This window comes from Leptospira weilii serovar Ranarum str. ICFT (assembly GCF_000332415.1).
Lineage (GTDB): Bacteria > Spirochaetota > Leptospiria > Leptospirales > Leptospiraceae > Leptospira > Leptospira weilii_A.
In genome coordinates this window covers 85822-108706 of record NZ_AOHC02000041.1, presented here as the reverse complement: position 1 = coordinate 108706, position 22885 = coordinate 85822, and the positions used below count along the sequence as shown (strand labels likewise).

Genomic DNA, 22885 nt, shown 5'->3' with positions numbered 1-22885 from the left:
ATTCGGCGTAAAAAAAAATCGGTCACTTTGTGCTACGGCAAGTCGGTCGCGGCAGGGATCAAGGCGGAGTCAATAAATTGGATAGGAAGGGAATATTTCGTTTAACGTTTCCTTCATTCAATTTATTGACTGTAGCCGCGAGCCCGGTTTCGGAGAAACAAAAAGGGTGATTTCCATAGAATACAATCATTTACTAAAATACGATCAAACATTTTCTCCGAAAACCGCCCCGTCCTTTTTAGTTATCCGTCCTCGGTTTTTTATACTCCGAACGTAACGTTACCCAGAATTCCTTCCTTTAAGAATTCGATACAACTTTCTATTTCCTTTTCGGGTGCGTTTAAATTTCCGAACGCGCGAATCAGATCGTTTACCCCGTCCTCGTCCAATTCTTTTAAATATGCAATTCCTCGAATATACCGCGCGGTCAGATAATACGTTAGAATATTAAGATCCTTTTCCTTTTCGGAGGTTTTGTAGTCGTTGTTGTCTTTCGTCAAATCCCAAACGCTCAGTTTTAAAATAGCGGTTAACGTCAAAAGATCCGCAAAACCGAATTCGAGAGCCTGTCTTTTTTTCCTTTCCGGATTTTCTCCCACGGATCGAATCAAAGAATCCAAACAGCGAATCAAACCTCCGATCGGAGTTCCTTCCGTTTTTTGTTCGGAAAGATTTCTCGTTTCCTCCGTAGCCGCGCTTTGGATGATACTTTGAAACTTTTCGTAACCCCCGTAACTCGCGGAGATAATACTTCTTTGGACCTCCGATGTTCCTCCTCCGATCGTCGCCAACTTTACGTCCCTGTAAAATCGACTTACGGGAACCTCCCTCATGTAACCCATTCCACCGTGAATCTGCACCGCGTCGGAAGCGACTTCTTCACTTACTTCGGATGCGAAGAGTTTTACGATGGAACTTTCCATCGGTAGACTTACGTCGGGTTCGGAATCTTTTTTACGAGCGACAAAGTAAATGACTCTTCTGGAAGCGCAGAGATAAACCCAGATTCTCGCGATCTTCTCCTTCATTGCAAAAAAAGAAAGAATCGGTTTGCCGAACTGTTGTCTTTGCCAAGTATATCGAATACAACTTTCTACGATGTTTTCCATTCCGCCCATCAACGCAGCGAGAAGTACGGTTCTTTCCCATTCCAGAGTCGCTTTGCCGATTCTTAAAAATCCAGAGTGTAAAGGACCTAACAAATTCTCATCCGGAACGAACATATCTTGGAAGGAAAGTTCCGCAGTTGTCGAAGTGTTGTGACCTAACTTTTTTAAAACCTTGGAAACTCGGAAACCTTTCCGATCGGATTCGACGATAAACGCCGAAATTCCCATCGGACCGCGAGACTTTACGGTTCTCGCCATCACGATAAACACTTGTCCGATCGGTCCGTTGGTGATGAACATTTTACTTCCGTTAAGAACAAAACCTCCCGGAGTTTTTTCCGCGTAAGTTCTCATTCCCGCCGCATCGGAACCCGAATCCGATTCCGTCAAAGCGAGACCGGCGATCCATTCTCCGGAAGCAAGTTTAGGTAAATATTTATTTTTTTGCGCGTCCGTTCCCTGAAATAAAATCGGAAGAGTTCCGATGATCATGTGTGCGCCCCAGGAAAGTCCGAAACCGGCATCCAACGAACCCGCGTTAAACGCCTCTTGTGCGAGACAACATTGAAAACAGGAACCTCCTTGTCCTCCGTATCGTTCGGGAAGGGGAATTCCCAATAATCCCATGGAACCCATCTCTTTCCAGAGTTCGTCGGCCCAAGTACAATCTTCGTCTCTTTGTTCCACGGAAGGAAGAACCTTTTCCTTTGCGAACTCTTTGACCGTATTGTAAAAATCCCGGTCTTCGTTTTCTAAATACGGGTTTAAAAACAACATGCAGAAAGAATAGAAAGGGAACTTACTCCATCAAGCTATTTTTGAACCGCCGCTGGAAAGGAAAAAGAAACATACGTTCAATTGAATATTCAATTTTTGTTCATTTTAAGAGGGCTTTCTAAAAATAGAACCGGGGAATTTTTAAAACGAACTTAAATCAGAATCAAGTTTTATCAAAATGAAAACGAAGTTTAAGGACGAGTTCTAAATCGGGTTCTTAAAGTCGATCTTCAAGGACTTCAGCAGATCCAAAAATTGTTTTTCGTCGTAAACCGCGACCCCAAGTTCATTCGCTTTTTCTAATTTAGATCCGGCGCCCGGTCCGGCCAAAAGATGAGTGGTTTTAGAACTTACGGCGCTTACTTTTCTTCCTCCGAAATAGACGATCAAATCCATCGCCTTATCCCTGGGCTGAAAATTTTCAAAGGAGCCCGTAACACACCAAGATTGTCCCGCAAACGGTTGTTGATCGGCGACTTTTACCGGATCCGCTTTCAACTTGAGTCCCGTTTTTTTAAGACGTTCTATGAGATTTAAGATTCTTGGATCGGAAAAATTCTCTTGAAACGCTTGAACCGTAGAAGGTCCGATACCCGGGATTTCCAAAAGCGACTCGATTCTTTTTGGATCCTTGGAAATGGAAAGAATTTCGTCCATGGAATCGATTCCGTGTTCGATCAACAATTCCGTTACTTTATGACCGAGCTCCGAAAGTCCGATGGATGGAAGTACAAAACGAAAATCTTTTTGTTTGGATTCTTCGATTCCGTTGAGAATAATGGTTACGCTTTTCTCTCCGAAACCTTCCTCTTCCATCAATTTTTCTTTTTGATCCTTTAGATCGTACAAATCTGCGACGGACTTTATATAACCGTGATCGTATAAGAATTCGATTTGTTTATCGCCTAACCCTTCGATATCCATCTGTTTTCTTTGACAATAAAAGATAATTCCGTTTTTCACTCGATCGGGGCAATCCGGGTTCGGACAAAACAGATCGACTAAACTTTCCTTTTTGATCGTTTTCGTATTACAAGAAGGACAACGATCCGGAATCTGAAAAACATCCTTACCGGGAGTAACGACCTCTTCCACGGCGGGAATGATTTCTCCGCGTTTTGCGACTCTTACGATCGCTCCGATTCCGACTCCGAGTTCGTCTATATAATCTTGATTGTGAAGAGTTGCAAACGTAACCGTCGTACCCGCAAGGCTCACCGGTTCGATTTCGGCCCTCGGAGTGATTTTTCCGGTTCGACCGACTGCATAAGTGATGTCGACGATCGTACTTTCTTTCATCACCGCGTCGAACTTATACGCCCTCGCCCATCGGGGAGAATGGGAAGTATAACCCAAAGCGTCCCGCTTGGAAACGTCGTCGAGTTTAATCACAAGTCCGTCGGTCGGAAATCCTAAGTTATCCTTTTTCTTTTTAAAATCTTTGATCGTCTTTGCGATCTTAGAGCCGGTCACAAAAACGGTGTTAGGCGGAACCGGAAACGTAAGTTTTTCGAGTTTGGAAAGAATCTCTTCGTGTGTTTTGAATTTTTTCGCGGCGTCCGGAAAGGTCGCGTCGTAGGTAAAAATCCGAAGAGGACGTTTTGCCGTATCCGAAGAATTTTTTTGTTTGATGGATCCGGCCGACAAATTCCTTGGATTTGCGTATTTACCCGAAGATAGCGCGTTAAATTCCTCGAAGTCCCTGAAGGTCATAAAAACCTCTCCTCGAAGATAAACCGTAATCGGCTCCGGCAGACGAAGAGGAATATTACGGATCGTGCGGATATTATCGGTAACGTCGTCTCCGATCCCGCCGGAACCTCGGGTAACTCCGTTCTGAAGCATTCCATTTTCGTAATATAATACGATGGACGCTCCGTCTATTTTCCATTCCACCGAGTATAGTCCGTCCGGATCGGTTTTATTGACCCAATCCATCAACTCGTCTTCGTTGTATGTGTTGATGAGAGATAATACGGGGAGTTTATGCTGAAACTTTTCGAAGTCCTTGTCCAGATCCGAACCCACAACCAAAGTAGGACTTGCCGAATCTTTGAACTGCGGAAATTCTTCCTCTAAGTCTTGAAGTTGCCGGAACAGCTTATCAAAATCGAAATCCGATATCTTAGGTCGATTTTTTACGTAGTATAAATACTGATGACGGCGGATTTCATCGGAAAGTTCGGCTATTACTTTCTTAGCCTCCTTCTCCGAAAGAGTTTTACGAGAATCGTCTTTCTTCTTTGGCATATCGACTCCGATGAAATCAATAAACGGGGATTTTGAGATATTCCATAGGATCGGTGCGGTTGGATTCCCCGATCCATACTTCGTAGTGTAAGTGAGGCCCGGTAACGTTTCCCGAGGAGCCGACCGTTGCGATCAGATTTCCTTTGCGGACCTGTTGTCCCTCCTTCACGAAAATTTTCGTACAATGTCCGAAAAGGGAAAAGTAACCGTTCGCGTGTTGAATTACGATATGATTTCCGTAACCTCGATTCGAATAAACGACTCGATGAATTTTTCCGTTACCCGTCGCATAAATCGGAGTTCCCGGCACGTTTGCAAGATCGATCCCATCGTGATATTCCATATAACCGGTCGTAGGCGATCTCCTCGTTCCGAAATAAGAAGTGAGATTGTAAGAATACAACGGTTCCCCGAAAGGAATCGCATCCATCACGTCGTACCTGAGATTTAGAAAATCATAAACACTGTCCATCAAAGGTCGATGTTTGTCCATGTAAACCCGCGTTGTGCGATATCCGTAGATTTCCGAAAGATAACTTCTCCCCAACATGAGATCCTTGTCCGCCGATTCTTCCGTTTTTAGTTCCGCGAGCGCGATCGTTTCGATATCGGACTCATCGGGAAGTTTCAGCATCTCGTCTCCGTGTCCGTCGATAAGAGAATAAATTTCTTCTAAGTTCTCCGTAAGCGCGAGAAAATCGTCCTGAACTCCTTCGAGTTGTTCCGAGTATTCGATATATTCGTCGAAGTATTTTCCGTAGACTTGCGCTAAGGCGTTGATTTGTTTTCTTGTATTATTGTATTTTACGATTCCGAAAACGGCGATTCCCAAAATGGAAATCAAAAGGCTGAACAAAAAGAAAATCGTAAAAACCGAAATTTGAAAATGAAAGGATTTATCGAAGCCGTGAGGGATGAGAAGTACGGTCAGTCTTTGATGACCCTTCTCCTTAACTCGATCCAATCGTTTACGGATTTCTTTTTCCATCGAAATAGACTCGAGATTAAGAATCTATCCGGGGGAAATACAGGTCAAGTGGAAACCGGATCGATAAACCCGGTTCCTTTCCGATCCATATCGATCGGTTCAGCGTAGTACGAGTCGATCGAACCGAATTACGTCTGTCGTTATCTTCGATCCAAAGAAGCCTCGATCAAAGTATCCACGTCCCAAGAAACCGGAGCGTTTTTCATCGGATCTTCCGCTTTATGGATCGCATTCTGCACGTTAGATTCCGCTTCCACAGTCGTTCCGTAAATCTGTTCCTGAATCCAGGAATGAAGTTCGTTACGCGCGAGTCCCGCTCCTTGATTTTCAAAAAAAGCGAGCCATACAAAAGAAGTGGAAAAAAACGCGAATAAAAACGTAATGAACGCCAGTTGAATCATTCTCCAGCGGCGTTTTTTGTAAACCGCGTCACAGATTTTAGAACTCCAAACCTTGCTACAAAGTCTGTCCGAAATTTCCTTCTCGAATCCGTTCGATTTCATACTGCTTTGATCCTATCTACTGCTTCTCTACGAAAATTTTCTTTAACATTTGTTTTCCACGAAACGCCCGAGACTTTACGGTTCCTTCGGGAATACTCAACTTTTCGGCGATCTGTTGTTCCTTATAACCTTCTCCGACAAGACTCAACACGGATTTATACTTCCACGGAAGTATAGCTAAAAGATCTTTCAGTTCAAAATCGGTAAAACTCGCCGACGCGGCTTCTTTTTCCTGAATGGAATTGTCCAAGATCACTTTCTCTTTCAACTTACCGGCAAGCACGGTTTGTCTGGATCTTTTTTGATTCATTCTTAAAGATTCGTTTCTTGCGATCGTATAAAGCCAAGTGCTTATGGAAGAATCTCCGCGAAACTTATTTGCGGAAAGACTTTTGTATGCGCGGAAATACGTCTCCTGAACTACGTCGTCGATGGAATCGTGAAATTCCTCGAATAAATTCTTCTTAATCGCCGAAAGTACGATATGTTTGGTCGAGTCGATCAATTCGGTAAATTCTTTCTGGTCCATAATACCTCAGTGTAAAATTCCTTGTATAGGAAGGATGATTCTCTCCGGAGAAAAAAGATTCACGGGGAATCCGGGCTCCGGACGAGCGGAAGGTTCTTTGATTTTGGATTTTTGATCCTGAGTAAGCACTTTTTCGATAGCAAGACGATGCGAGATTTGATTGATCCGAATTTCGGCGGTATACTTTCCGATCTCGATTAGGTGTTTCCTGATTTTCGTTAGATCCACGTTAGGCTCCATTAAAAGTCCCTCCAGTTCTATTTCGATCGGAGAAATTTTTTGGAGCCATTTGAAATGTTCCCGTTTGTGTTTTTCATTGATCTTAGAGATCTCGTCCAATTGTTTTTCGGAAAGAGCAAATCTTTCTCTTACCGTGTCCACGTTTCCGAATACGAGACCGAAACTTCTCAATTGACGAATCGGCGCCAACTGCCGAACCGGAGGAGGATTGGAATCCATACCGGAACGAAGCCCCATCAACTCTTGGGAAAAAATGACCGCCGGCGTAACAAAACAACCGGCGACAGTAATTCTGACGAATGTATTCAGGAGGTTCATGAGGTTTTTTCTCAATCGATAAGACCCTTGGTTCAAAAGTTTGTTTCCTGTTTCGAAAATTTTTCCGGGCTTGGATCCGTTGAAAAGAAAAAAAGAACTTTCTCCGTTGAATTTTGGCTTGTAAGCTTATCAAAAAACCTTCCTGATTTTGACGGATTCGCGATTTCGTGTTTAACCTAAATTTCCTCAAAAAATCCAAATTTTATACCCGAAGCCTTTTCGTTTTTTGCCTCGTTATAACCGTTCCGATCGCGATCGATTTTAGCTTTGAAGAATTATACCTCCGCACCGAAAAGTATCAGAATCATAGATCCGCCCGTCCGGCGATGGTCGCGGTCGTTCCCGGAGCTTCCGTTTATAAAAACGAACCTTCCGCCGTTTTAAAAGATCGATTGGATTGCGCTCTGGAATTGTATCATCAGGGTAAGGTGAAAAAGATTCTTCTTTCGGGAGACAACGGTTCGATTTATTATAATGAAGTAAAACCGATGTTGCTCTACATCCTGAAAAACAAGGTGAACGAAAAGGACATATTCGTCGATCATGCGGGTTTTAGAACGTTAGACACATTGGTCCGTGCAAAGGAAATTTTTCGGATAAAAGATCTGATCTTTGTCAGTCAGAGAGTATATCAACCTCGGGCGGCGTTTCTTGCGAATAAGATCGGTCTCAGATTTCAAGCCTTTGAATCGGATCGAAGAATTTATACGAGCGGACCTTTCAGCAGGTTCAGGGAATTTTTTGCAAGAACTCTCGCTTGGATCGATATGAATTTATTCAAGACGAATCCGAAATATCTGGGCGATCCGTTTCCGATCGAAGGAAGCGGCGTTAAAACCTGGAAAGGTTCTGCGCTTTAGAATTTTATAATGTAATTTCGGATTCAGGTCGTGAGAATCGACGCGGGCGTGTTAGTGGTTTCCGATTCGCCCGAATTTCCAACCGCCGAACTCACGTTATACTACCGTCCCGACCTGATTTCGAAAATTACGGCTTGATCTTCTTGATCAGTTTCAGATCCGCCTTGTTAAAAACCGTAATCTGCACACTGCCCGAACTTTCTTCCTTACCGGTAACATAAATTTTTTCACCGTAAAAAGTTACGTTCGAATTCGGACTGATTTCTTCCGAAGACTTGGCTTGTTTTTTGAGGTCTTTACCGAAACGAGAAAGATAATATTTCTCCTCAACTTCCTCAAAGGCATAAATTTCGTCGCCTTTAACGATCATAGGAGATCTCCAGAAAATATTGTCTTCCGCTGAAATCGTCGGCTTCAGAGTTTCTTGATCGATCAAAATCAACTTATGATTGGAAGAGTGACCGTCTTCAAAACCGATCACAAGAGCTTTTCCGTCCACAATCTCGAAAGTTCTACCGCAGATCTTGTTGAAGTCTCCTCTAACAATCGTGTCGTCTTTGGTAGGATCCAAAACCTGAAGTTCGTTGTTATAATGTCCCTTATCCAAATATTTCAGAGTTTTTAAGAAAAGAATTTTTCCACCCACAACGTTCTTATCGAATTCTTCTTTTTTCTTTTCTTCCTCTTTTTTGGTCTCCAATTCTTTCTTCGTGTCTGCGAGTTCTTTTTTCAACTCGGCTTCCGATTTTTTATCATCCGAAGAAGATTTGCTATCGCTTCCGGACTTACTGCTGCTATCGCTTTTAGAATCGGATTTAGAAGAACTTGAGGAGCCGGAAGAACCCGAGGAACCGGTTTTATTATTTTTTCTTTCTTCGTCTTTCTTAACGACTTCCTTTTCTTTTTCCTTTAACTTCTGCTCTTCTTTTTTAGCGGCTTCCTTTTCTTTTTGAATCTGCTCTTTTTCTTTTTTCTTTTCCGTTATCTGAGTTTTATTTTTTACGGGATCCTTGTTCAGATCTTGAAGTTCCTTATCGGTTCTCGTTTCCTTATCGGAAATTTCTTTTTGTTTGTTTTGATTCTCTTCTTTTCTACGTTTAACTTCTTCCAATTCTTTCTTATTTTTTTCGTTCTGAAGATCGCTGAACTTATCCTTTTCGCCTTCGCCTTCTTTTTTCTTATCCAGTTCTTTATTTACCTCGTCTTCCAATTCGTCCGTATGAACGTCCTTACCGAGAACGTCTTCCACAAGAGGAATCAGAATCTGGGTTTTTCCGGGCCATTCGGAATAACGTTTGGAAATTCCGATGTAATTATGACTTACAAACTTAATTACGGAATTGGAATATTTCTTTCCGACGTAACCCTTATCCTTTCTATGAATGGCGTTGTAATACAAAATATAAGTGGCGAGAATGTCCGAATTTTTATCGTCGTAACCGAAATTGGATTTTACAAAACCCGCCAGAATTCTCTGAATCGAATTGATATGTCCGTAATCGGAATCTTCCAAAATCGCAAAAACGTCCGCTCCGAATTTTTTTTCTTCGGGAGCGATCCTAGTTACGCTGATTCCGCCTTGTGTATGAGTTTTATCGGGTTCCTTTTTCAGAATGTCCGCAAGACTCAAACCGACTTTCTCGTTGGTTCCTCGCACTTCCTCCCCGGCTCTCTCCGAAGATCGATTGATAAAACGAACCTTCTGCGAAGATCGAACTTCTTTTTCTCCGAGTTTGGAACTATCTTGAGAAAATAACGATAAAGAAAAACCGAAACATACGAACGCGATCCAGATTCTGAACATTCTAAAATTCTCCTTTTTATTCTCCCGAAGAGAAAGAGTCGTTTGACCCGGGAATAGATTATCCTTAAGCATTCTATTGAGACAAGGATTTTTCCCGATCCCGAGTTTTCTTTGTCGGAAGAAAGTTGATCCCCAACCTCCCTTCCGTAACTCTATCCCTTATGTATTTGTTCCAAGAAAGAATTTACAATTTCGGTGCGGGGCCCGCGATGCTCCCCAACGAAGTGATGGAAATCGCGGCGGCCGAATTTTTGAACTATAAAGGTTCCGGAATGTCCGTGATGGAAGTCAGTCATAGAGAACCTCTTTTTGAAGACGTAATCAAGGAGGCGGAAATCCTTCTACGCAAACTTCTCAATCTTGGAGACGATTACTCGATCGCATTCTTTTCGGGAGGCGCCACGTTACACTTCTCCGCTCTTCCTCTCAATCTTCTCAAAGAAGGAGAAAGTTTCGACATCGCACATACCGGAATCTGGACGCAAAAGGCCCGGGAAGAAGGTCTTAAGTTCAACGGGGTCAACGTTATCTACGATGCGACGGAAAATCATTTTACGGACGTTCCCGTTCTGACCGACGCAAGCCTTTCCGGAAAAGGAAAATATCTTCATATCACTTCCAACAACACGATCTACGGAACTCAGTATCCCGAACTTCCTAAAATCAAACGTATCCCTCTCGTAGCCGATATGACGAGCGAACTTTTGTCCCGTAAGATCGACGTAAAGGATTTCGGAGTCATCTTTGCGGGCGCTCAGAAAAATATCGGACCCTCCGGACTCAGTCTTGCGATCATCCGAAACGATCTTCTCGGAATTTCAGGAAGAAAAATTCCGGTTCTATTGGACTATTCCGTGATGGTAAAGAACCGATCTCTTTACAACACTCCTTCCACGTATTCGATTTATATCGCCAAACTCGTGTTCGAGTGGCTTTTAAAGTTAGGCGGAATCGAAACCATCGAAACGATCAACGAACAAAAAGCGAAGTTGATTTACGACTTTATCGATTCTTCTTCCTTATACGTCTGCCCGGTTCAAAAAAGGGCGCGTTCCAGGATGAACGTGGTATTTTTACTCAAGGACAAAAATTTGGATTCTAAGTTTTTGGACGAGGCGGAAAAGAACGGCTTACACGGATTAGGCGGACATAGATTGGTGGGAGGTTTCCGGGCTTCGATCTACAACTCCATGCCTCTGACGGGAGTTCAAAAGCTCGTTTCCTTTATGAAGGATTTTGAATCCAAGGTTTGATGAAACTTTCGTCCTTTAAAAAGAATTTTCGGATTTTGATCCTAATATCCGCGTTAGGCGGTCTTGTGTCCGGAAATCCTTTCGCTTCCGGGTTGAATTTCAATACACAAACTCCGGTTCGGGATTGTTTTACAAACGAGGCCGCTTCTTCCGAACTTTCGAACTTATTCAAGTCCCCTCTTCCTTTGGAGGAGAAAAAAAGAATCGCGGAAACGATCGCATACAAAGAAGGAAAATCCAGATTTCAATCGATCGTTTGTATCCAAAGTAAGAATTTATCGGAAGAAGATTATACAAAACTTCTTTTGGATTGGAATCGTTATCTTTTCATATACGCGGAGTTGAATTCTTATTATGAGAATTACGTCCTTTCGGATGAAAAAACAAGATCTCTAAACTCGATCGAATGGGAACTTCTCACGACGCACCTCAAACAAAAGAAGGAACTTTTGACCCGGCTCAACGACGCGACAGGCTTTGCGCTCAAAGGGGAAAAAATCTCCGAAGAAAATTTTTCAATGATCTATCTTTCGTTATTCCTCCTTCAAGTCGAGTTCTGGGATGCAATGTCTAAAACGTTTCGAGATTCCATTCTTTAAATCGACTTGGCTCTTTGTTACAAAGGCGCGCTCTATTATCTTACTTACAGCGTCGCTTGCGCTAGGGTTATCTCACTTATAAAGTCGCTCGTAGAATTCAATAGGGAAAGAATTATTTGCTTGAAACCTGAATCCGGTAGAAACATAACCAATATAGGTCATGAAAAAAATCGGAATCGCCTCGGATCACGGAGGCTTTGAACTCAAAGAATTTCTTCGCAATTCCCTCTCCGGAGAATTGGAAATCGTGGATTACGGAACCAAGGACGAAACCTCCGTGGATTATCCGATTATCATCTCACAAGCTTGTAAAAAAGTTCTTTCCAAAGAAGTGGAGGGATTGATCGCCCTTTGTGGAACCGGAATCGGAGCTTCCATCGCCGCAAATCGTATGAGCGGAATCCGCGCCGCGCTTTGCCACGATCAATTTACCGCGGAAATGTCCAAACGCCATAACAACGCAAACGTTCTCGTTTTGGGCGGAAGAATCATCGGTAAGGAACTGGCTCTCAACATCGTTCGCACTTGGGTAAATACCTCTTTCGAAGGCGGACGTCACGAAAGAAGAGTCAATCAACTCGAAACCTTAAATTCCTAACAAAAAATCGGATGCGATCGATTTCAAATTCTAAAATCAAAATCGTCTTCCCTCCGACCGTTTTATTTTTTTTTATTTCATCCTTCTCTCTTTTTTCGGAGACCAAAGTTCTTCCGTTAGGCGACCTGCAAAAAAACGGACTCGAACTTGCGGGAAAAAACGGAGATGACAAAACTCTTAAACTACAAACTCGAAATCGAAACGTCGGCTCCGATCTTTATTTGAATTTCGAATCCGGAAATCCCTCCGATCTGAAAGATATATCAGGAAATTATAAAGTTCTTATGTCTTCGTATTTACCCGATTCGGAAAACGTATTCCATTCGACCCGGAGCGCGCGTTTTTCCGGAAAACGTACCGGAATTAAAATCGCACATTCCAACTCGGGTCTTTTGACTTCCAAAGATCTAACCAAAGAATTTTACATCGGTTTTAACTTTCTTCCGGGAACGGTCGAAAAAGACGCGACTCTGATTTCCAAACTCTACGAAACTTCCGGAAACAGTTACGGTTGGAATTTAAAAATCGCCGACGATCGACTCAAGGCTGGATTTTATTCCTTTTTTGAAACGGAGGAAAAACGTTTTCTTTCCTTGTTTCTCACTTCGAACACGACCTTACAAAAAAATCAGTGGAACCGAGTTCTTCTCCATTTCAATCCGTCCGAAAGAGAAATCGTACTTTATCTCAACGGAAAGGAATCCGCAAGGGGAACCGTTCCGGCCAATCAAAATTTGACTCGCATCGGATTTCATCCGGATGACACGACTTCGTTTCGTATCGCAAGTTCGTATTACGGTTGGATGGAAAATTTTTCGGTCTTTCAAGGAAAACCGAACCCGAGTTCCGAAGATACTTCTTTTTCCGGCCAAAACTTTGATCCCGAAACACACACTTCGGAATCCAAGTTCGGAACGGGAATTTCGCCCGTTTATAAGAGCAAGTATTCAAGTTCTTTTCTGGATGAAGTTCAACTCAAGGCCGCGGTTCCGACCTCATCGGCGATGGAACTTTATTTCAGAGTTTCTCCGACCCCGTTTACGCCCGCTTCCGAAACCCCGGCGTGGATCGGAGTAGACTTAAGAAAATTAGAAAATTATAAAGTAGATTCGCTCGAACCGGACACGTATAGAATTTCCTTGAAAGGTTCCCTAAAGAAATTTCTGGGGATTTCGGACCACAAAGAGGATCTTCTCCCGTTTCGATACTATCAATGGAGAACCAAACTTAAAGCCGACCCGAGCGGAAACCGAACTCCCGAATTAAAAAATATATCCCTGACGTTTCGGGAAACCGATCCTCCCGTACGTCCTCTCGGTTTAAAAGTTGCGGAAAATGGAGTGGATGATTCCGGACCGAGCGTTTGTTTGAATTGGAAGTCCAATCCGGAAAGGGATGTAATCAACGGCGGCGGCTATTTCATTCATTACGGAACTCATCCGGATCGAATGGTAGGAATCGTTCGTGGAACTTTCTCCGAAGGAACGCCGAATAAAAAGAATCGTCCAAAACATCCGGCCTCCGACTATCTCGATCCGATCACGGGACTTCCTCCGGGAAAGAACGCAAATCATATTCAAGAATATTATAATAAACTTTCGACGTGTATCGACAATAGGATCATTTCCCTGAATTCGGAAATCCTTTTGGAAAAGAATCAGTTGTTCTTAAAAAAAGGAACGACTTACTTTTTTAGAATCAGCGCCTACAATAAATTCTATCATTTTCAAACCGGAAAAGATCAAGTATCGACCTTAAGCGATCCCGTCGAAATTTATTTCCTGAGCGAGTAAGACCTTGATCATCTTTTGATCCGGAAGATTTTTATCCACGGTGATAAAACCGTCCAAATCCTTTTCGATCGCGATCGAAATTTCGTTCCAAACCCAATCAACTTCCCCGAATTCTTTGGAAAGTTTTTGCGCCAAGGAAAGATTTTCGGATTTAAAATCCAGGATATCCAAACAAAGCCGTTTTGTCTGACTCCAAAAGATTTCTCGTTTGATAGGATCCTTTTCTTTTTCCAACAAAGAAAAAACGGAAATCGTGCCGGTATAAAACAGATGTTGTTCTTTGATCAATCTTTCGATCGAACCCGCGACGACCGTTTTTAAATCGGAAGGGCCTTGAACGAGAATTTCCAATAAGGACTTGGAGAGATAGTATTTCATTCTTCCTTTAAGTTTGCGAGAATTCTGAGTGCTTCCAATCTTTCGTAAGAATCGGATCGATACACTTCGTTTCTGAAAGACAATCGTAACATCTCACCCGCAGAAAGATTTCTTTTTTCGGCTTCGTTTTTGAGAAGTTCGAGTTCTTCCTCCGTCATAAGGAGCTGGAATCGTTTATCGACTCTTGCCATCAGTTTTCTTCTCTCATTTCCTTATCGTTCTTAAGATATATTCTAAAATAAATATCCGCATCCTTCAATTGACCCAGGGTTTGATAGATACAAGCGATATTGTAGTTCGCTTCGTTCAGTCTAAAATCGTATTTAAAGGACTTCTTAAAAATCTGAATCGCCCTGTCTTCTCTTCCTGCGTACCATTCGGACATCGCCCATATAAAATGCCATTTTCCGAGATCGGGATCTCTCGGAGTCGCTTGAGAAAGATATTCTAAAACTTCTTCGAACGTTTTTGCGGCAAGAAGATAGTTCTCCTTGATTTTCTTGAGTTTTTCCATTCTGGAAAAAACGTCTTCCGCGTATCCGGGAATTTCCAAATCCTTACGATAGAACAAGGCTCTCGCATACCAGAGTTTAACCGTAAGATCCGCAGGATTTTTTTCCACGAACTTTTGAAGATAAGGAATCGATTCGGTATCCTCCTCGGCTTCGTTCAGCTTTAGAATTTTTTCCTTAACCGCGCGGTTCCATTCCTTCCGGCTTTCCTCGTTTGCAAAAATCGAAAAACAGAAAAACGTTAAGTAGAAAAGCAGAATTGATAAACGAATTGGAATCATGACACGATGGGAAAGAAACAACTTACAGATACATGAAAAGATTCTTTCCGTTTTCCGGATAAACGTCCACTATAAAATCGTACGCGCTTCCGGTTTGATCCGTCAAGGAACGCACCTGCTCTTCCAAATCCTTTTTCGTATATAAACCGAACGCTCCGACTCCGATTACGAAACATATATCTTCCGGACCGATGATTTCTGAAATTTGCGACATTACTTTTTTACGAAGCGACTCGAGTTTGTTGTATTCCTTTCCGTGAAATTCGATCCGAAAAGATTTCGTAAGTCCTCTTTCGCCGTCGGTCGCAATTCTCATCAAATGAATTCGGGAAGAAACGACGTCTCGTTTATCTCGGAACAATTCGCCTAAAATCTTTCGATCGTATTCCTCAAAAGCGGGAACAACCGGTTCCAAAGAATGAAAGACTATGTTTTCGATTTCCTGTGCGTGTTCCTCCATCGGCGGATCTTTGAAAAACAGGAAAAATCGAAACGGAATTCCGAAATTGGACAAAGGGATCGTAAGAATGGAAAGACAGGATTCCAAATCGATCGGATCGAATTTCTTTCGAAAAAAACGATCCGACTTTTTTTCGTCCGTAATTTCAATGAGAGAATACGTTCCCGATTCTTTTCCGATATATTGATCGTCGTAGAGAAAAATCATATTTGCAGAAGTGCGGTCTCTGAGTCCGTGTGTCACAAAAGGACTATAACTCCCGTTTCTTCTGTCGTAGTAGTGAATCGAAAACCCGAAAAGTTTAAGACCGGAAAATACGGAAATGTAGTATTTTAGAATAAACGAATATTCGGATTCCAACCCGTAACCGAGTTCGTCCAAAACTTCCAGAATTTTTCTCCGCTCCCGAACTTGGAGAGTATTCAGCCATTTCATATAACCCGGACCCAACTCCATACGATGGGAGGAACGATCCGGCTCCGGTTCGGAACGAGGTTTGTCCGTAGGTATATTAGGTTTTTCGCGAGTAGGTTCGTTCACCTTGGAAATCAAACTCTGCAATTCGGAAGTAAAAATTTCGGAACGTTTTTTTTCGATCTCGGGCGGAACCGGCGTTTGAGCCTTGAACTTTTGCGGATCCCTTAAAAACGCGGGGGAAACATAACCTTCTTTTTTCAGTTCGAAAGGAAGGACGAAAATGGAAGGACCGTCTTCCCGTTTTACTTCCTTCATACTGATCGGAGAACTTTTTAAATCGAAGTCCACTTCTTCGGAGGTTAAGGTTTGTATTTCTTCTACTTTGTCCTTTTGTGCCGACTCCAGCGCATTTTGTTTGGCGGTTTGGAGCGCGGCGATTCCCTTTGAGATCCTTCCTACGATCTCTTGGATTTCTTTTCCTTCCCGATTCGTAAAAAAATTCCGTTTGATTCTTAAGATTCGAATCATCAGATCGATCAAAAATAATACGGCGAGAAAACCCGAAAGGAATAAGAAAAAAAGTCCGTCGTTTCCGGGTTTTAAAACGAGAATTCCTTTTAAGAAACCGTAAGAATTTTCTGGTGTCGCATAATAATATCCGATAAACGAAACGGAACCGATTTGAATCCGATTGACCGGACTTTTCGATCGGTTCATTTCGTCGACCAGCAGGGAAGAAATACGACCTCTGTTCAAACCGTAAGATTGTTTTCCCGGTTCCACATAACCTCCGAATTTCAAATCGGGGATCAATATGGATTCGGTTCCTGAAAAAGAAACACGAAACAAATCCTCCCTGAGTTCCGCGAGAATCAATTTCTTTTCCTTAGGATCGGGAAGGCAAAATACCAAAGAAGGTTTTAAGGAAAATAAACGACTTGTTCCTTCTTTCAACGTTTCCTCAAGAAGTTTGCCTTCCGCGTCTTTGCGGGAAGCGAGATCCGATTCCGTTACGAACTTCAAACCGGAAACGATTGGAAATTCCAACTGCAAATTTTCCAATTCCGACGGCGAGTGTACCCGGCCTAATCCGATTTCAAGACGACGAAATTCCTCGTTCAAATTCGTAAACACGGAGTTCATTCTATATTTATAATATACTCCGTCCGGAAAATACGGCGCGAGAATATAATAAAAAAAAGAAAGCGCCGATAAGATTAAAATCGCGATTCTTAATTTGAGTCCGGTCATGACAAATCCCTTTTTAAAAGAAGTATGAACCTCAGGAAAACGTCCCTCAATTTGAGAACCTTCTCTTTATGATCGAATTCCTTCTCCACGACGATCGAATGAACCAAAGTGGAGGAGATGATTCCCAATCCGCAGGCTCCGAGTAAAAAGGACAGAAACGCGAAAATCCGAAACGATTGTTCCAATCTGGATCCCTTATCGTACGAGAGAAAAATGGTATGACTCCCGATTTTATTTTTTTCCCAAAGAGGACGATCCTTCCAACCGATCGTAGGTTTATTAAATTCCGCTAATATTTCTTCCAAATTGTCCGGATAGTTAAGCGATCTAAGATCGTTCGAACCGATCAAAGAATCGTGCCCGATTTTTCCGGATTCAAAAATCCAATAAACCTGTTTGTCCCTGATATTAAACGGAAGCGACATGTGTTTTCCCAATTCAAAACCGTTCATCCATAGGAACCACTCTCCATCCTTACTTCGATAGATCGGAATTCCCGAGTTGTCAAAGTTGATTTCGGAAGGTGCAACTTTCAAGTCGCCTAAACGGAGATCTCCGTTAAAAATCTCTTTCGTCTCTTGGCTGGAATACACGAGGCGGTACGACGAATCGTATATCTTGATCGATCGCAGTTCCAAATTCTTAAGCAAACTTTCGCCGAGTTCCTTAGCGTTTTTGGGAAGAGAAAAATTTCGAATCGTATATTCTATCTTGGAACCCACTTCAAAAAGAGGAGCCTTTCTGGCTTCGGACCAAACCTTTAAAAAAACGTCCCGCCTTAAAAATCCTTCGTTACCGGCGGGGTTTAACGGAAACTTCATACAAGACTCTTTCCATTCCTCTCTGAAAAAAGGAATGGAAACGGGAATCAGCCCTAATAGAATCAGCGTTAGGGCAAAGGTGATTTTGCTGTAAAAGTCGGACGTCACTGTTCTGAGTATCGGTCCTTTGGGTCTAACCTAAGAGAAGAAAACCGGATAGAAACTTACGGTTCGTTCCAAAACTCGAATCATCTTTTACAAAAAGCAACAAGGTTCCCGACCTTTAGGGACAGGTTCTTATGATCTTTTATATGTTTATCGACGGCGTCGGGTTTGGACCGGATGATCCGGAAACGAATCCGTTTTCCAGATACGCGAAATCGTTTTTCCTTCCTCTCGCGGGAAAACCGATTCCGGAAAACGCTTCGCCGTTTCTCAAAGACGCCGTCTTTCTAAAAACGGACGCAAGTATGGGAATCAAGGGCCTTCCTCAAAGTGCGACCGGTCAGACTTCTCTTTGGACGGGAATCAACGCTTGTAAGGTACTGCAAAGACATCTAAGCGGATTTCCCACTTTTACTCTCAAAAAAATCATCAGCAAATATTCCATTCTTCGAATTTTGGAAGAACACGGTTTTAAAGCCGATCTTTTAAATTGTTATACTCCGGCCTTTGCGGAACACGTAAAAAAAAATCCTCGCCACGTTTCGGCCTCCACTTTGATTCAAATGGCGAGCGATAAACCCCTCAAAGGAATGGACGATCTTCGTCAAGGTAAAGGTCTTTACATGGACATCACCCACGAATATCTGAAGGAATTTTCCAGAGGTTATTTGGATGAATCCGACGAATTGTTTCAAATCCGAGATCCGTACGAAACCGGAAAGTCCATCATCCGCAATTGTAAAGAGGACGATTACGCTCTTTGTATTTATGAGTTTTTTCTAACGGACAAGATCGGTCACAAGATGAATTGGGAAGCGGCTGAGAAATACATCGGAGAACTGGAAGGCTTTTTGACCGGAATATTAGAAGAATTGAATCCAAAAGAGGATCAGTTGATCGTAACTTCCGATCACGGAAACCTGGAAAACTTGAGCGTGGATGTTCATACTCTCAATCAGGTTCCTACGGTTCTTTACGGAAAATATACTTCGCAGATGAAAGAAAAAATCCGCTCGATCGTGGACATCCCTTCCGCAATCTATGAAGTCCTTGGAATTCAAATCGAACTCAAAGACGAAGAGTTTATAAAAACGGAATCTTAGAATTTTAGAATATTCTCAATCACATCTCGGATCCTAATCGAGTCTTTCCGTTTCCAGATCTTCTTTACTTTTTTCCTTATCGAAATTTTTGTAATGAAGATTATCCTCCACTTGATCCAGGGATTCTTTTTTCCAAGCGCTCGCTTTTCTTCCTACGGGAGAATCGGGATATTTATCCGTTGCCTCTTGGAATAAGGCCGCCGCCTTTTCGTACTTTCCGTTTTTGAAATGGATCGTTCCTTTTCGAAAAAGGGCCGTTTGATCCAAGGAACCGTCTTGGTTTTCCAAAACTCGATTTAAGTATTGAAGGGAAGAATCGGATTTTCCGATCGCATCGTAACTTTCAGCGATATAAAACAAAGCCTGTTCTTCGGCTTTAGGACTGATTCCCATATCGAGAGCTTTTTTAAAAGTATCGATGGCTCCGTGATATTGTTTACGAACGTAAAGTTGCCTCGCCTTCTCTAAGATTCCGTTTCTAAACTCCGAACCTACTTTTTCTTTTTCAGGATCAAAGTAAAATCCGGCTTGAGAGTAGTCGTCGTAGACGTCGTAGGCGGACCAGTCCTTACCCATTCTGCGTAAGGATTTTCCCCAGCGCACTCGGGCCTTCACGTTTTCCGGATCTTCCTGAAGAGCAAGAACGTAGTTTTTGCGGGAAAGATCGTAATTCCCCTTTTTCATATAATAGTCCGCGATTGCGGATAACGCGTTCGATCGAAGTTTCGGATCCGCTGAAATTCTAAGGACTTCTTCCAGATGACCTTTTCCTTCCTCGTCCCGATTGAGTTGTAAAAGAAGATTTCCCATCGAGTACGCGACCTTTGCGCGTTCGTCTCTGGAAAGACCTTCTTTCTGATTCAACTCGCGATAAATTCCGAGCGCCAAAAGGTTGTCTTGGTTTCTTTCCAAGGCTCTGCCCATGTCGTATTTCACTCGGAAAGAATATTCTTCTGGAATTTCTTTCGCGGAAAGTTCGGAGAAAATGTCGACCGCTTTTTCGGCGGCTTTGGCGTTCGTCTGTTTTAAATATTCTTCGCCTTCTTTGATTCTTTCCAAAGCCGTCGCTCGTTTGGAATCCTCGTCTTTAATCGTAGTCTGGTAAACTCCGATTAAAAGGCCGGCACAGATAAATAAAAATCCGGTAATTAAGATGATGGAGCGATTCATGGATTTCCTCCGGAGATCCGAGACAGACAACGCCTCGACCAAAACTCCGAGCGTTCTGCATTGTAAAATTTACTATCTCTATTGATGAAATACTTAAGGGCTTCTTTATAATTCCTTTTTTTGTAGTAAGAGAGTCCAGTGAAAAACTTCGCCTTCCCTCTTATGTAAACGGAATTTCCGTTTTTGACGTACGGTTTCAAATCGTGAATCGCGTCCGAAAATTCCTTTTTCCAGTAGGTTCGTATCAAGATCCTATCGAGTTCGTCGCCGGTTCCGGAAAACTCTTCTTCCTGTTGTTTATCTTTGGAATGTTCTTTCTGATCAATCGAATGTTCTTCCGACTCATCCTTCTCCTTCGGTTCGGTTTCTTCCGAACCTTCGGTTTTGGAATCCTTATCGGAATTGACGGCGACAAAGGATTCGTTTTCAACAAGATTAAATCCTTCCTTATCGATATGTTTTACCGTGACTCCGAAATAAATTTTCGAATCCAAGGATTTCATACGGATCTGCGCCACCGTATCCGGATGATTGACCTCGCCCAATTTACGAATATTTCCCCCGAGAAAGGTGGCGGTTCCGCCGCTCAAAGGTTTGAGAGCTTGGTAGATCGTGTAAACCGTATTTCCATCCGCTTTTTCGGGAGACTTCCATTCGAGTTTTACGTTAAGATCCTCGACGGTCGCCGTAAGGTCTTTTACGTGCATTTCATCTTCCGAATATTCCGGAGTTTTAATATTCTCGGAGCCGCCTTTACTCGGACCGCCTATGTAAAAAAACCGAGTGAAGGATTGACCGTTTATCAAGGGTAGGATTTCCTTTGCACCGGATCGAACGCTGATTCCGTAATAGACCGTCTGAGACTTGTTCAGATCCTGATCCAAAAATGTGGATTCGGGATGACTCAATTCGGTCAATTTTTCCGCTTTCCTCATCAAAGATAAGGAAGACATGGGTTCCGAAGAACGGTAAACGGTATAAACGGTCGCGTTCTGAATCGCCTTTTCATACGGCGTCCAATTCAATCGGAGATGTTTGCCTTCTTTTTTAACGGTAAGATCGGTTATCCTTGCATCGTCCGGAATTTCCGGAACTTTGTTTTCGGAGTTAGGCGCCGCAGGAGTCAGCGCGTGTTCGATAACTACCGGAATCGTCGTAAAGTTTTTTCCGGGAATCAATTTGATCGTCTGTTTTTTAACATGGTGCGCCAAAATGACCGCGTAATAATAAGTTCCCGGTTTGAGATTATAATCGAAGATCTGAGTCACTCCGCCCGCAATTCCGCTCGGATATTTTCCCAACGAATCGGCGATCATACATTTTTCCGGAGTATCGATCATAGAAGAAGAACGTGCGATAATGATTTCACCGGTTTCTTTCGGAGCATCCCAAAAGATCCGAATCGAATTTTCATCCTTCTTTAAAATCTCCGCATGAATGGAATTTGCCACACTATAGTTTTCCACCTGATTTTGATTGAACGTGTTATCCTGAGCCCCCGGAAAGGAAACTAACGTTATGAACAAGACTAATAGAGTGCGAATTTTCATAAAAGGAATGTCTTTGGTACTGATTATCGACAGTCCAAACCGTGTTATTTAATTGCAGTCCGAAGAGAAATCGGTTTTAACATCGGCAAAGAGGGAGTTCCCGCACTCTTTGATAACCCGTTGAATTCAACATCATTAGTACAAACGATACGATCGCGATTTCGGGTTTGACATTTCCGAAATGATGGATTAGACATAATCCAGATAAAAATTATGAGCGACCTGGATTATTACGAAAACCCCGAATATCAGAATTTCTTGATTTCCAGCCGACGCCGCGAACTTACTTCTCCGGAAGTCGTATTCAAACATTTCAATCTTAAAGAAGTAATGAATTTGGTCGATTTCGGAATGGGACTCGGCTATTTTACCTTAGAATTAAAAAAACAACTTCCGAAAGACGCTTGGATCTGGGGCGCGGAATACCAACAGGATTTGATCGACGAAGTGCTTCATTGGAAAAATCGAGACGAGATTTCGAACTTCACACCGTTCTTCATCGAAAAATCGGATCATCCTCTTTTACCGGAATGGATTCCGGCGCCCGACGCGGTTTTTGCATCCTTAGTCCTGTCGACATTTCCGGATCCGGGACTTGCAATGGACGGTCTCATACGTTCCGTAAAAAAGGGCGGCAAGTTGATCGTTCTAGATTGGATGAAAAACGAATATTCCATCGGCCCTAAGATCAGCGACAAAATCTCTTTGGATAAAATGAAATTCCTAGCGGAGATGTATCATCTCGACGTGGTAAAGAATGTTAGAATATCCGAATATGTTTACGGTTTGGAAGTTGTAGCAGGAAGAAATTTCGAGTACAGTTTTTACGATCTCAAAGAAGAAGAGGACACAACGGAAGAATTCATACGATCTTAGAGCCTACTTACTTAATTTGAAAAAGTGTATTCGCACCGCCTCCCAAATACGTATCCGGATATTTACCGTCCCATTTTTTGATTCGTTCCATCTCCACCATCATCGGAGTGATTTGTTGCGATTTGAGTCTTAAGGTTTCGGCCTCGGCTCGCGCGTTTACTACCTGTTGTTCCGCTTCGATTTTAACCCTTTCCAACTCGTTTTTAGCCCGAAGCGCGTCTTGTTCCGCTTTTTGTTTGAGTTCAATCGATTCCGAAAACGATTCTGCAAAATTCAAAAACGATAAAATCAAATCCCGATTTCCCCTCAGAATCGGCGACGGTTTAATTATAAAAAAATA

21 protein-coding genes and 1 pseudogene are annotated in these 22885 nt (G+C 42.6%); 7 read left to right on the top strand and 15 right to left on the bottom strand.

Going from position 1 to position 22885, the window contains the following annotated elements:
- Window positions 1–260: 260 nt before the first annotated feature.
- The 6 genes from LEP1GSC060_RS13715 to LEP1GSC060_RS13690 form a co-directional block, all read right to left on the bottom strand.
- Complete coding sequence (locus LEP1GSC060_RS13715) at window positions 261–1886, bottom strand: acyl-CoA dehydrogenase family protein (protein WP_003006401.1); 1626 nt, start codon at window positions 1884–1886, stop codon at window positions 261–263.
- 204 nt (window positions 1887–2090) lie between these two features.
- Window positions 2091–4136: an NAD-dependent DNA ligase LigA gene (gene ligA / locus LEP1GSC060_RS13710; RefSeq protein WP_003006487.1), complete on the bottom strand. Its 2046-nt coding sequence runs from the start codon at window positions 4134–4136 to the stop codon at window positions 2091–2093.
- 16 nt (window positions 4137–4152) lie between these two features.
- Window positions 4153–5124 carry a M23 family metallopeptidase gene (locus tag LEP1GSC060_RS13705; RefSeq protein WP_003006659.1) on the bottom strand — a complete coding sequence of 324 codons (972 nt, stop codon included), beginning with the start codon at window positions 5122–5124 and terminating at the stop codon, window positions 4153–4155.
- A gap of 140 nt (window positions 5125–5264) precedes the next feature.
- Complete coding sequence (locus LEP1GSC060_RS13700; protein WP_003005815.1) at window positions 5265–5627, bottom strand: hypothetical protein; 363 nt, start codon at window positions 5625–5627, stop codon at window positions 5265–5267.
- Window positions 5628–5643: 16 nt separating this feature from the next.
- Window positions 5644–6156 (bottom strand): RNA polymerase sigma factor, encoded by a 513-nt coding sequence (locus LEP1GSC060_RS13695; RefSeq protein ID WP_003006281.1) that lies wholly within the window; start codon window positions 6154–6156, stop codon window positions 5644–5646.
- A gap of 6 nt (window positions 6157–6162) precedes the next feature.
- On the bottom strand, window positions 6163–6714 hold the full coding sequence (locus tag LEP1GSC060_RS13690) for a Spy/CpxP family protein refolding chaperone (protein ID WP_036096606.1): 552 nt from the start codon (window positions 6712–6714) through the stop codon (window positions 6163–6165).
- A 167-nt stretch (window positions 6715–6881) separates the two neighbouring features.
- On the opposite strand from LEP1GSC060_RS13690, the gene LEP1GSC060_RS13685 reads away from it, so the two are divergent.
- Window positions 6882–7574: a SanA/YdcF family protein gene (locus tag LEP1GSC060_RS13685; protein WP_003006813.1), complete on the top strand. Its 693-nt coding sequence runs from the start codon at window positions 6882–6884 to the stop codon at window positions 7572–7574.
- 127 nt (window positions 7575–7701) lie between these two features.
- On the opposite strand, the gene LEP1GSC060_RS13680 is transcribed toward LEP1GSC060_RS13685, so the two are convergent.
- Entirely contained in the window at window positions 7702–9378 is a 1677-nt protein-coding gene (locus LEP1GSC060_RS13680) for a P83/100 family protein (RefSeq protein ID WP_036096603.1), read from the bottom strand.
- A gap of 125 nt (window positions 9379–9503) precedes the next feature.
- Here LEP1GSC060_RS13680 and serC point away from each other — a divergent pair, with 125 nt between their 5' ends.
- The 4 genes from serC to LEP1GSC060_RS13660 all read left to right on the top strand — a co-directional run bounded on the left by serC (window position 9504) and on the right by LEP1GSC060_RS13660 (window position 13621).
- Window positions 9504–10631, top strand: coding sequence for a 3-phosphoserine/phosphohydroxythreonine transaminase (gene serC / locus LEP1GSC060_RS13675; protein ID WP_003006188.1), 1128 nt, complete (start codon window positions 9504–9506; stop codon window positions 10629–10631).
- Entirely contained in the window at window positions 10631–11230 is a 600-nt protein-coding gene (locus LEP1GSC060_RS13670; protein ID WP_036096484.1) for a hypothetical protein, read from the top strand. Before serC ends, LEP1GSC060_RS13670 begins: the two co-directional genes overlap by 1 nt.
- Before the next feature lie 160 nt (window positions 11231–11390).
- The gene (gene rpiB / locus LEP1GSC060_RS13665) at window positions 11391–11828 is read left to right on the top strand and encodes a ribose 5-phosphate isomerase B (RefSeq protein ID WP_003006736.1); all 438 of its coding nucleotides are present in this window, start codon (window positions 11391–11393) and stop codon (window positions 11826–11828) included.
- A gap of 11 nt (window positions 11829–11839) precedes the next feature.
- Complete coding sequence (locus tag LEP1GSC060_RS13660; RefSeq protein WP_003006714.1) at window positions 11840–13621, top strand: LamG-like jellyroll fold domain-containing protein; 1782 nt, start codon at window positions 11840–11842, stop codon at window positions 13619–13621.
- Here the strand turns inward: LEP1GSC060_RS13660 and LEP1GSC060_RS13655 are convergent.
- Genes LEP1GSC060_RS13655 through LEP1GSC060_RS13635 form a run of 5 tightly spaced genes read right to left on the bottom strand, consistent with a single transcriptional unit; the run spans window position 13583 to window position 17849 of the window.
- A complete protein-coding gene (locus LEP1GSC060_RS13655) occupies window positions 13583–13999 on the bottom strand; it encodes a hypothetical protein (RefSeq protein WP_003005838.1) in 417 nt (138 codons plus the stop codon). The two genes, LEP1GSC060_RS13660 and LEP1GSC060_RS13655, sit on opposite strands and share 39 nt — an antisense overlap.
- A complete protein-coding gene (locus LEP1GSC060_RS13650; protein ID WP_036096483.1) occupies window positions 13996–14190 on the bottom strand; it encodes a CopG family transcriptional regulator in 195 nt (64 codons plus the stop codon). Before LEP1GSC060_RS13650 ends, LEP1GSC060_RS13655 begins: the two co-directional genes overlap by 4 nt.
- Window positions 14190–14792 carry a tetratricopeptide repeat protein gene (locus LEP1GSC060_RS13645; protein WP_003006362.1) on the bottom strand — a complete coding sequence of 201 codons (603 nt, stop codon included), beginning with the start codon at window positions 14790–14792 and terminating at the stop codon, window positions 14190–14192. The genes LEP1GSC060_RS13650 and LEP1GSC060_RS13645 overlap by 1 nt, the downstream gene beginning before the upstream one ends.
- A gap of 22 nt (window positions 14793–14814) precedes the next feature.
- A complete protein-coding gene (locus tag LEP1GSC060_RS13640; protein ID WP_003006087.1) occupies window positions 14815–16920 on the bottom strand; it encodes a hypothetical protein in 2106 nt (701 codons plus the stop codon).
- The gene (locus tag LEP1GSC060_RS13635; protein WP_003006052.1) at window positions 16917–17849 is read right to left on the bottom strand and encodes a hypothetical protein; all 933 of its coding nucleotides are present in this window, start codon (window positions 17847–17849) and stop codon (window positions 16917–16919) included. Before LEP1GSC060_RS13635 ends, LEP1GSC060_RS13640 begins: the two co-directional genes overlap by 4 nt.
- A 131-nt stretch (window positions 17850–17980) precedes the next feature.
- Between LEP1GSC060_RS13635 and LEP1GSC060_RS13630 the strand changes: the two genes are divergently transcribed.
- A complete protein-coding gene (locus LEP1GSC060_RS13630; protein ID WP_003006404.1) occupies window positions 17981–18949 on the top strand; it encodes a metalloenzyme domain protein in 969 nt (322 codons plus the stop codon).
- Between the two features lie 33 nt (window positions 18950–18982).
- Here LEP1GSC060_RS13630 and LEP1GSC060_RS13625 read toward each other — a convergent pair whose 3' ends face one another.
- Window positions 18983–20119 (bottom strand): tetratricopeptide repeat protein, encoded by a 1137-nt coding sequence (locus LEP1GSC060_RS13625; RefSeq protein WP_003006351.1) that lies wholly within the window; start codon window positions 20117–20119, stop codon window positions 18983–18985.
- Complete coding sequence (locus LEP1GSC060_RS13620; RefSeq protein ID WP_036096482.1) at window positions 20116–21669, bottom strand: tol-pal system YbgF family protein; 1554 nt, start codon at window positions 21667–21669, stop codon at window positions 20116–20118. The genes LEP1GSC060_RS13625 and LEP1GSC060_RS13620 overlap by 4 nt, the downstream gene beginning before the upstream one ends.
- Window positions 21670–21882: 213 nt before the next feature.
- On the opposite strand from LEP1GSC060_RS13620, the gene LEP1GSC060_RS13615 reads away from it, so the two are divergent.
- Window positions 21883–22545 (top strand): class I SAM-dependent methyltransferase, encoded by a 663-nt coding sequence (locus LEP1GSC060_RS13615; protein ID WP_003005760.1) that lies wholly within the window; start codon window positions 21883–21885, stop codon window positions 22543–22545.
- A gap of 7 nt (window positions 22546–22552) precedes the next feature.
- Here the strand turns inward: LEP1GSC060_RS13615 and LEP1GSC060_RS13610 are convergent.
- Window positions 22553–22816, bottom strand: a pseudogene (locus LEP1GSC060_RS13610) (hypothetical protein); the annotation flags it as partial.
- Window positions 22817–22885: the final 69 nt, after the last annotated feature.

Coding starts and splice junctions, on each gene's coding strand:
- LEP1GSC060_RS13715 (WP_003006401.1), bottom strand. CDS start 1,886: ATGTTGTTTTTAAACCCGTATTTAGAAAACGAAGACCGGGATTTTTAC.
- LEP1GSC060_RS13655 (WP_003005838.1), bottom strand. CDS start 13,999: ATGAAATACTATCTCTCCAAGTCCTTATTGGAAATTCTCGTTCAAGGC.
- LEP1GSC060_RS13650 (WP_036096483.1), bottom strand. CDS start 14,190: ATGGCAAGAGTCGATAAACGATTCCAGCTCCTTATGACGGAGGAAGAA.
- LEP1GSC060_RS13625 (WP_003006351.1), bottom strand. CDS start 20,119: ATGAATCGCTCCATCATCTTAATTACCGGATTTTTATTTATCTGTGCC.
- LEP1GSC060_RS13645 (WP_003006362.1), bottom strand. CDS start 14,792: ATGATTCCAATTCGTTTATCAATTCTGCTTTTCTACTTAACGTTTTTC.
- LEP1GSC060_RS13690 (WP_036096606.1), bottom strand. CDS start 6,714: ATGAACCTCCTGAATACATTCGTCAGAATTACTGTCGCCGGTTGTTTT.
- LEP1GSC060_RS13630 (WP_003006404.1), top strand. CDS start 17,981: ATGATCTTTTATATGTTTATCGACGGCGTCGGGTTTGGACCGGATGAT.
- LEP1GSC060_RS13640 (WP_003006087.1), bottom strand. CDS start 16,920: ATGACCGGACTCAAATTAAGAATCGCGATTTTAATCTTATCGGCGCTT.
- LEP1GSC060_RS13620 (WP_036096482.1), bottom strand. CDS start 21,669: ATGAAAATTCGCACTCTATTAGTCTTGTTCATAACGTTAGTTTCCTTT.
- LEP1GSC060_RS13615 (WP_003005760.1), top strand. CDS start 21,883: ATGAGCGACCTGGATTATTACGAAAACCCCGAATATCAGAATTTCTTG.
- LEP1GSC060_RS13695 (WP_003006281.1), bottom strand. CDS start 6,156: ATGGACCAGAAAGAATTTACCGAATTGATCGACTCGACCAAACATATC.
- ligA (WP_003006487.1), bottom strand. CDS start 4,136: ATGCCAAAGAAGAAAGACGATTCTCGTAAAACTCTTTCGGAGAAGGAG.
- rpiB (WP_003006736.1), top strand. CDS start 11,391: ATGAAAAAAATCGGAATCGCCTCGGATCACGGAGGCTTTGAACTCAAA.
- LEP1GSC060_RS13660 (WP_003006714.1), top strand. CDS start 11,840: ATGCGATCGATTTCAAATTCTAAAATCAAAATCGTCTTCCCTCCGACC.
- LEP1GSC060_RS13680 (WP_036096603.1), bottom strand. CDS start 9,378: ATGTTCAGAATCTGGATCGCGTTCGTATGTTTCGGTTTTTCTTTATCG.
- LEP1GSC060_RS13670 (WP_036096484.1), top strand. CDS start 10,631: ATGAAACTTTCGTCCTTTAAAAAGAATTTTCGGATTTTGATCCTAATA.
- LEP1GSC060_RS13705 (WP_003006659.1), bottom strand. CDS start 5,124: ATGGAAAAAGAAATCCGTAAACGATTGGATCGAGTTAAGGAGAAGGGT.
- LEP1GSC060_RS13700 (WP_003005815.1), bottom strand. CDS start 5,627: ATGAAATCGAACGGATTCGAGAAGGAAATTTCGGACAGACTTTGTAGC.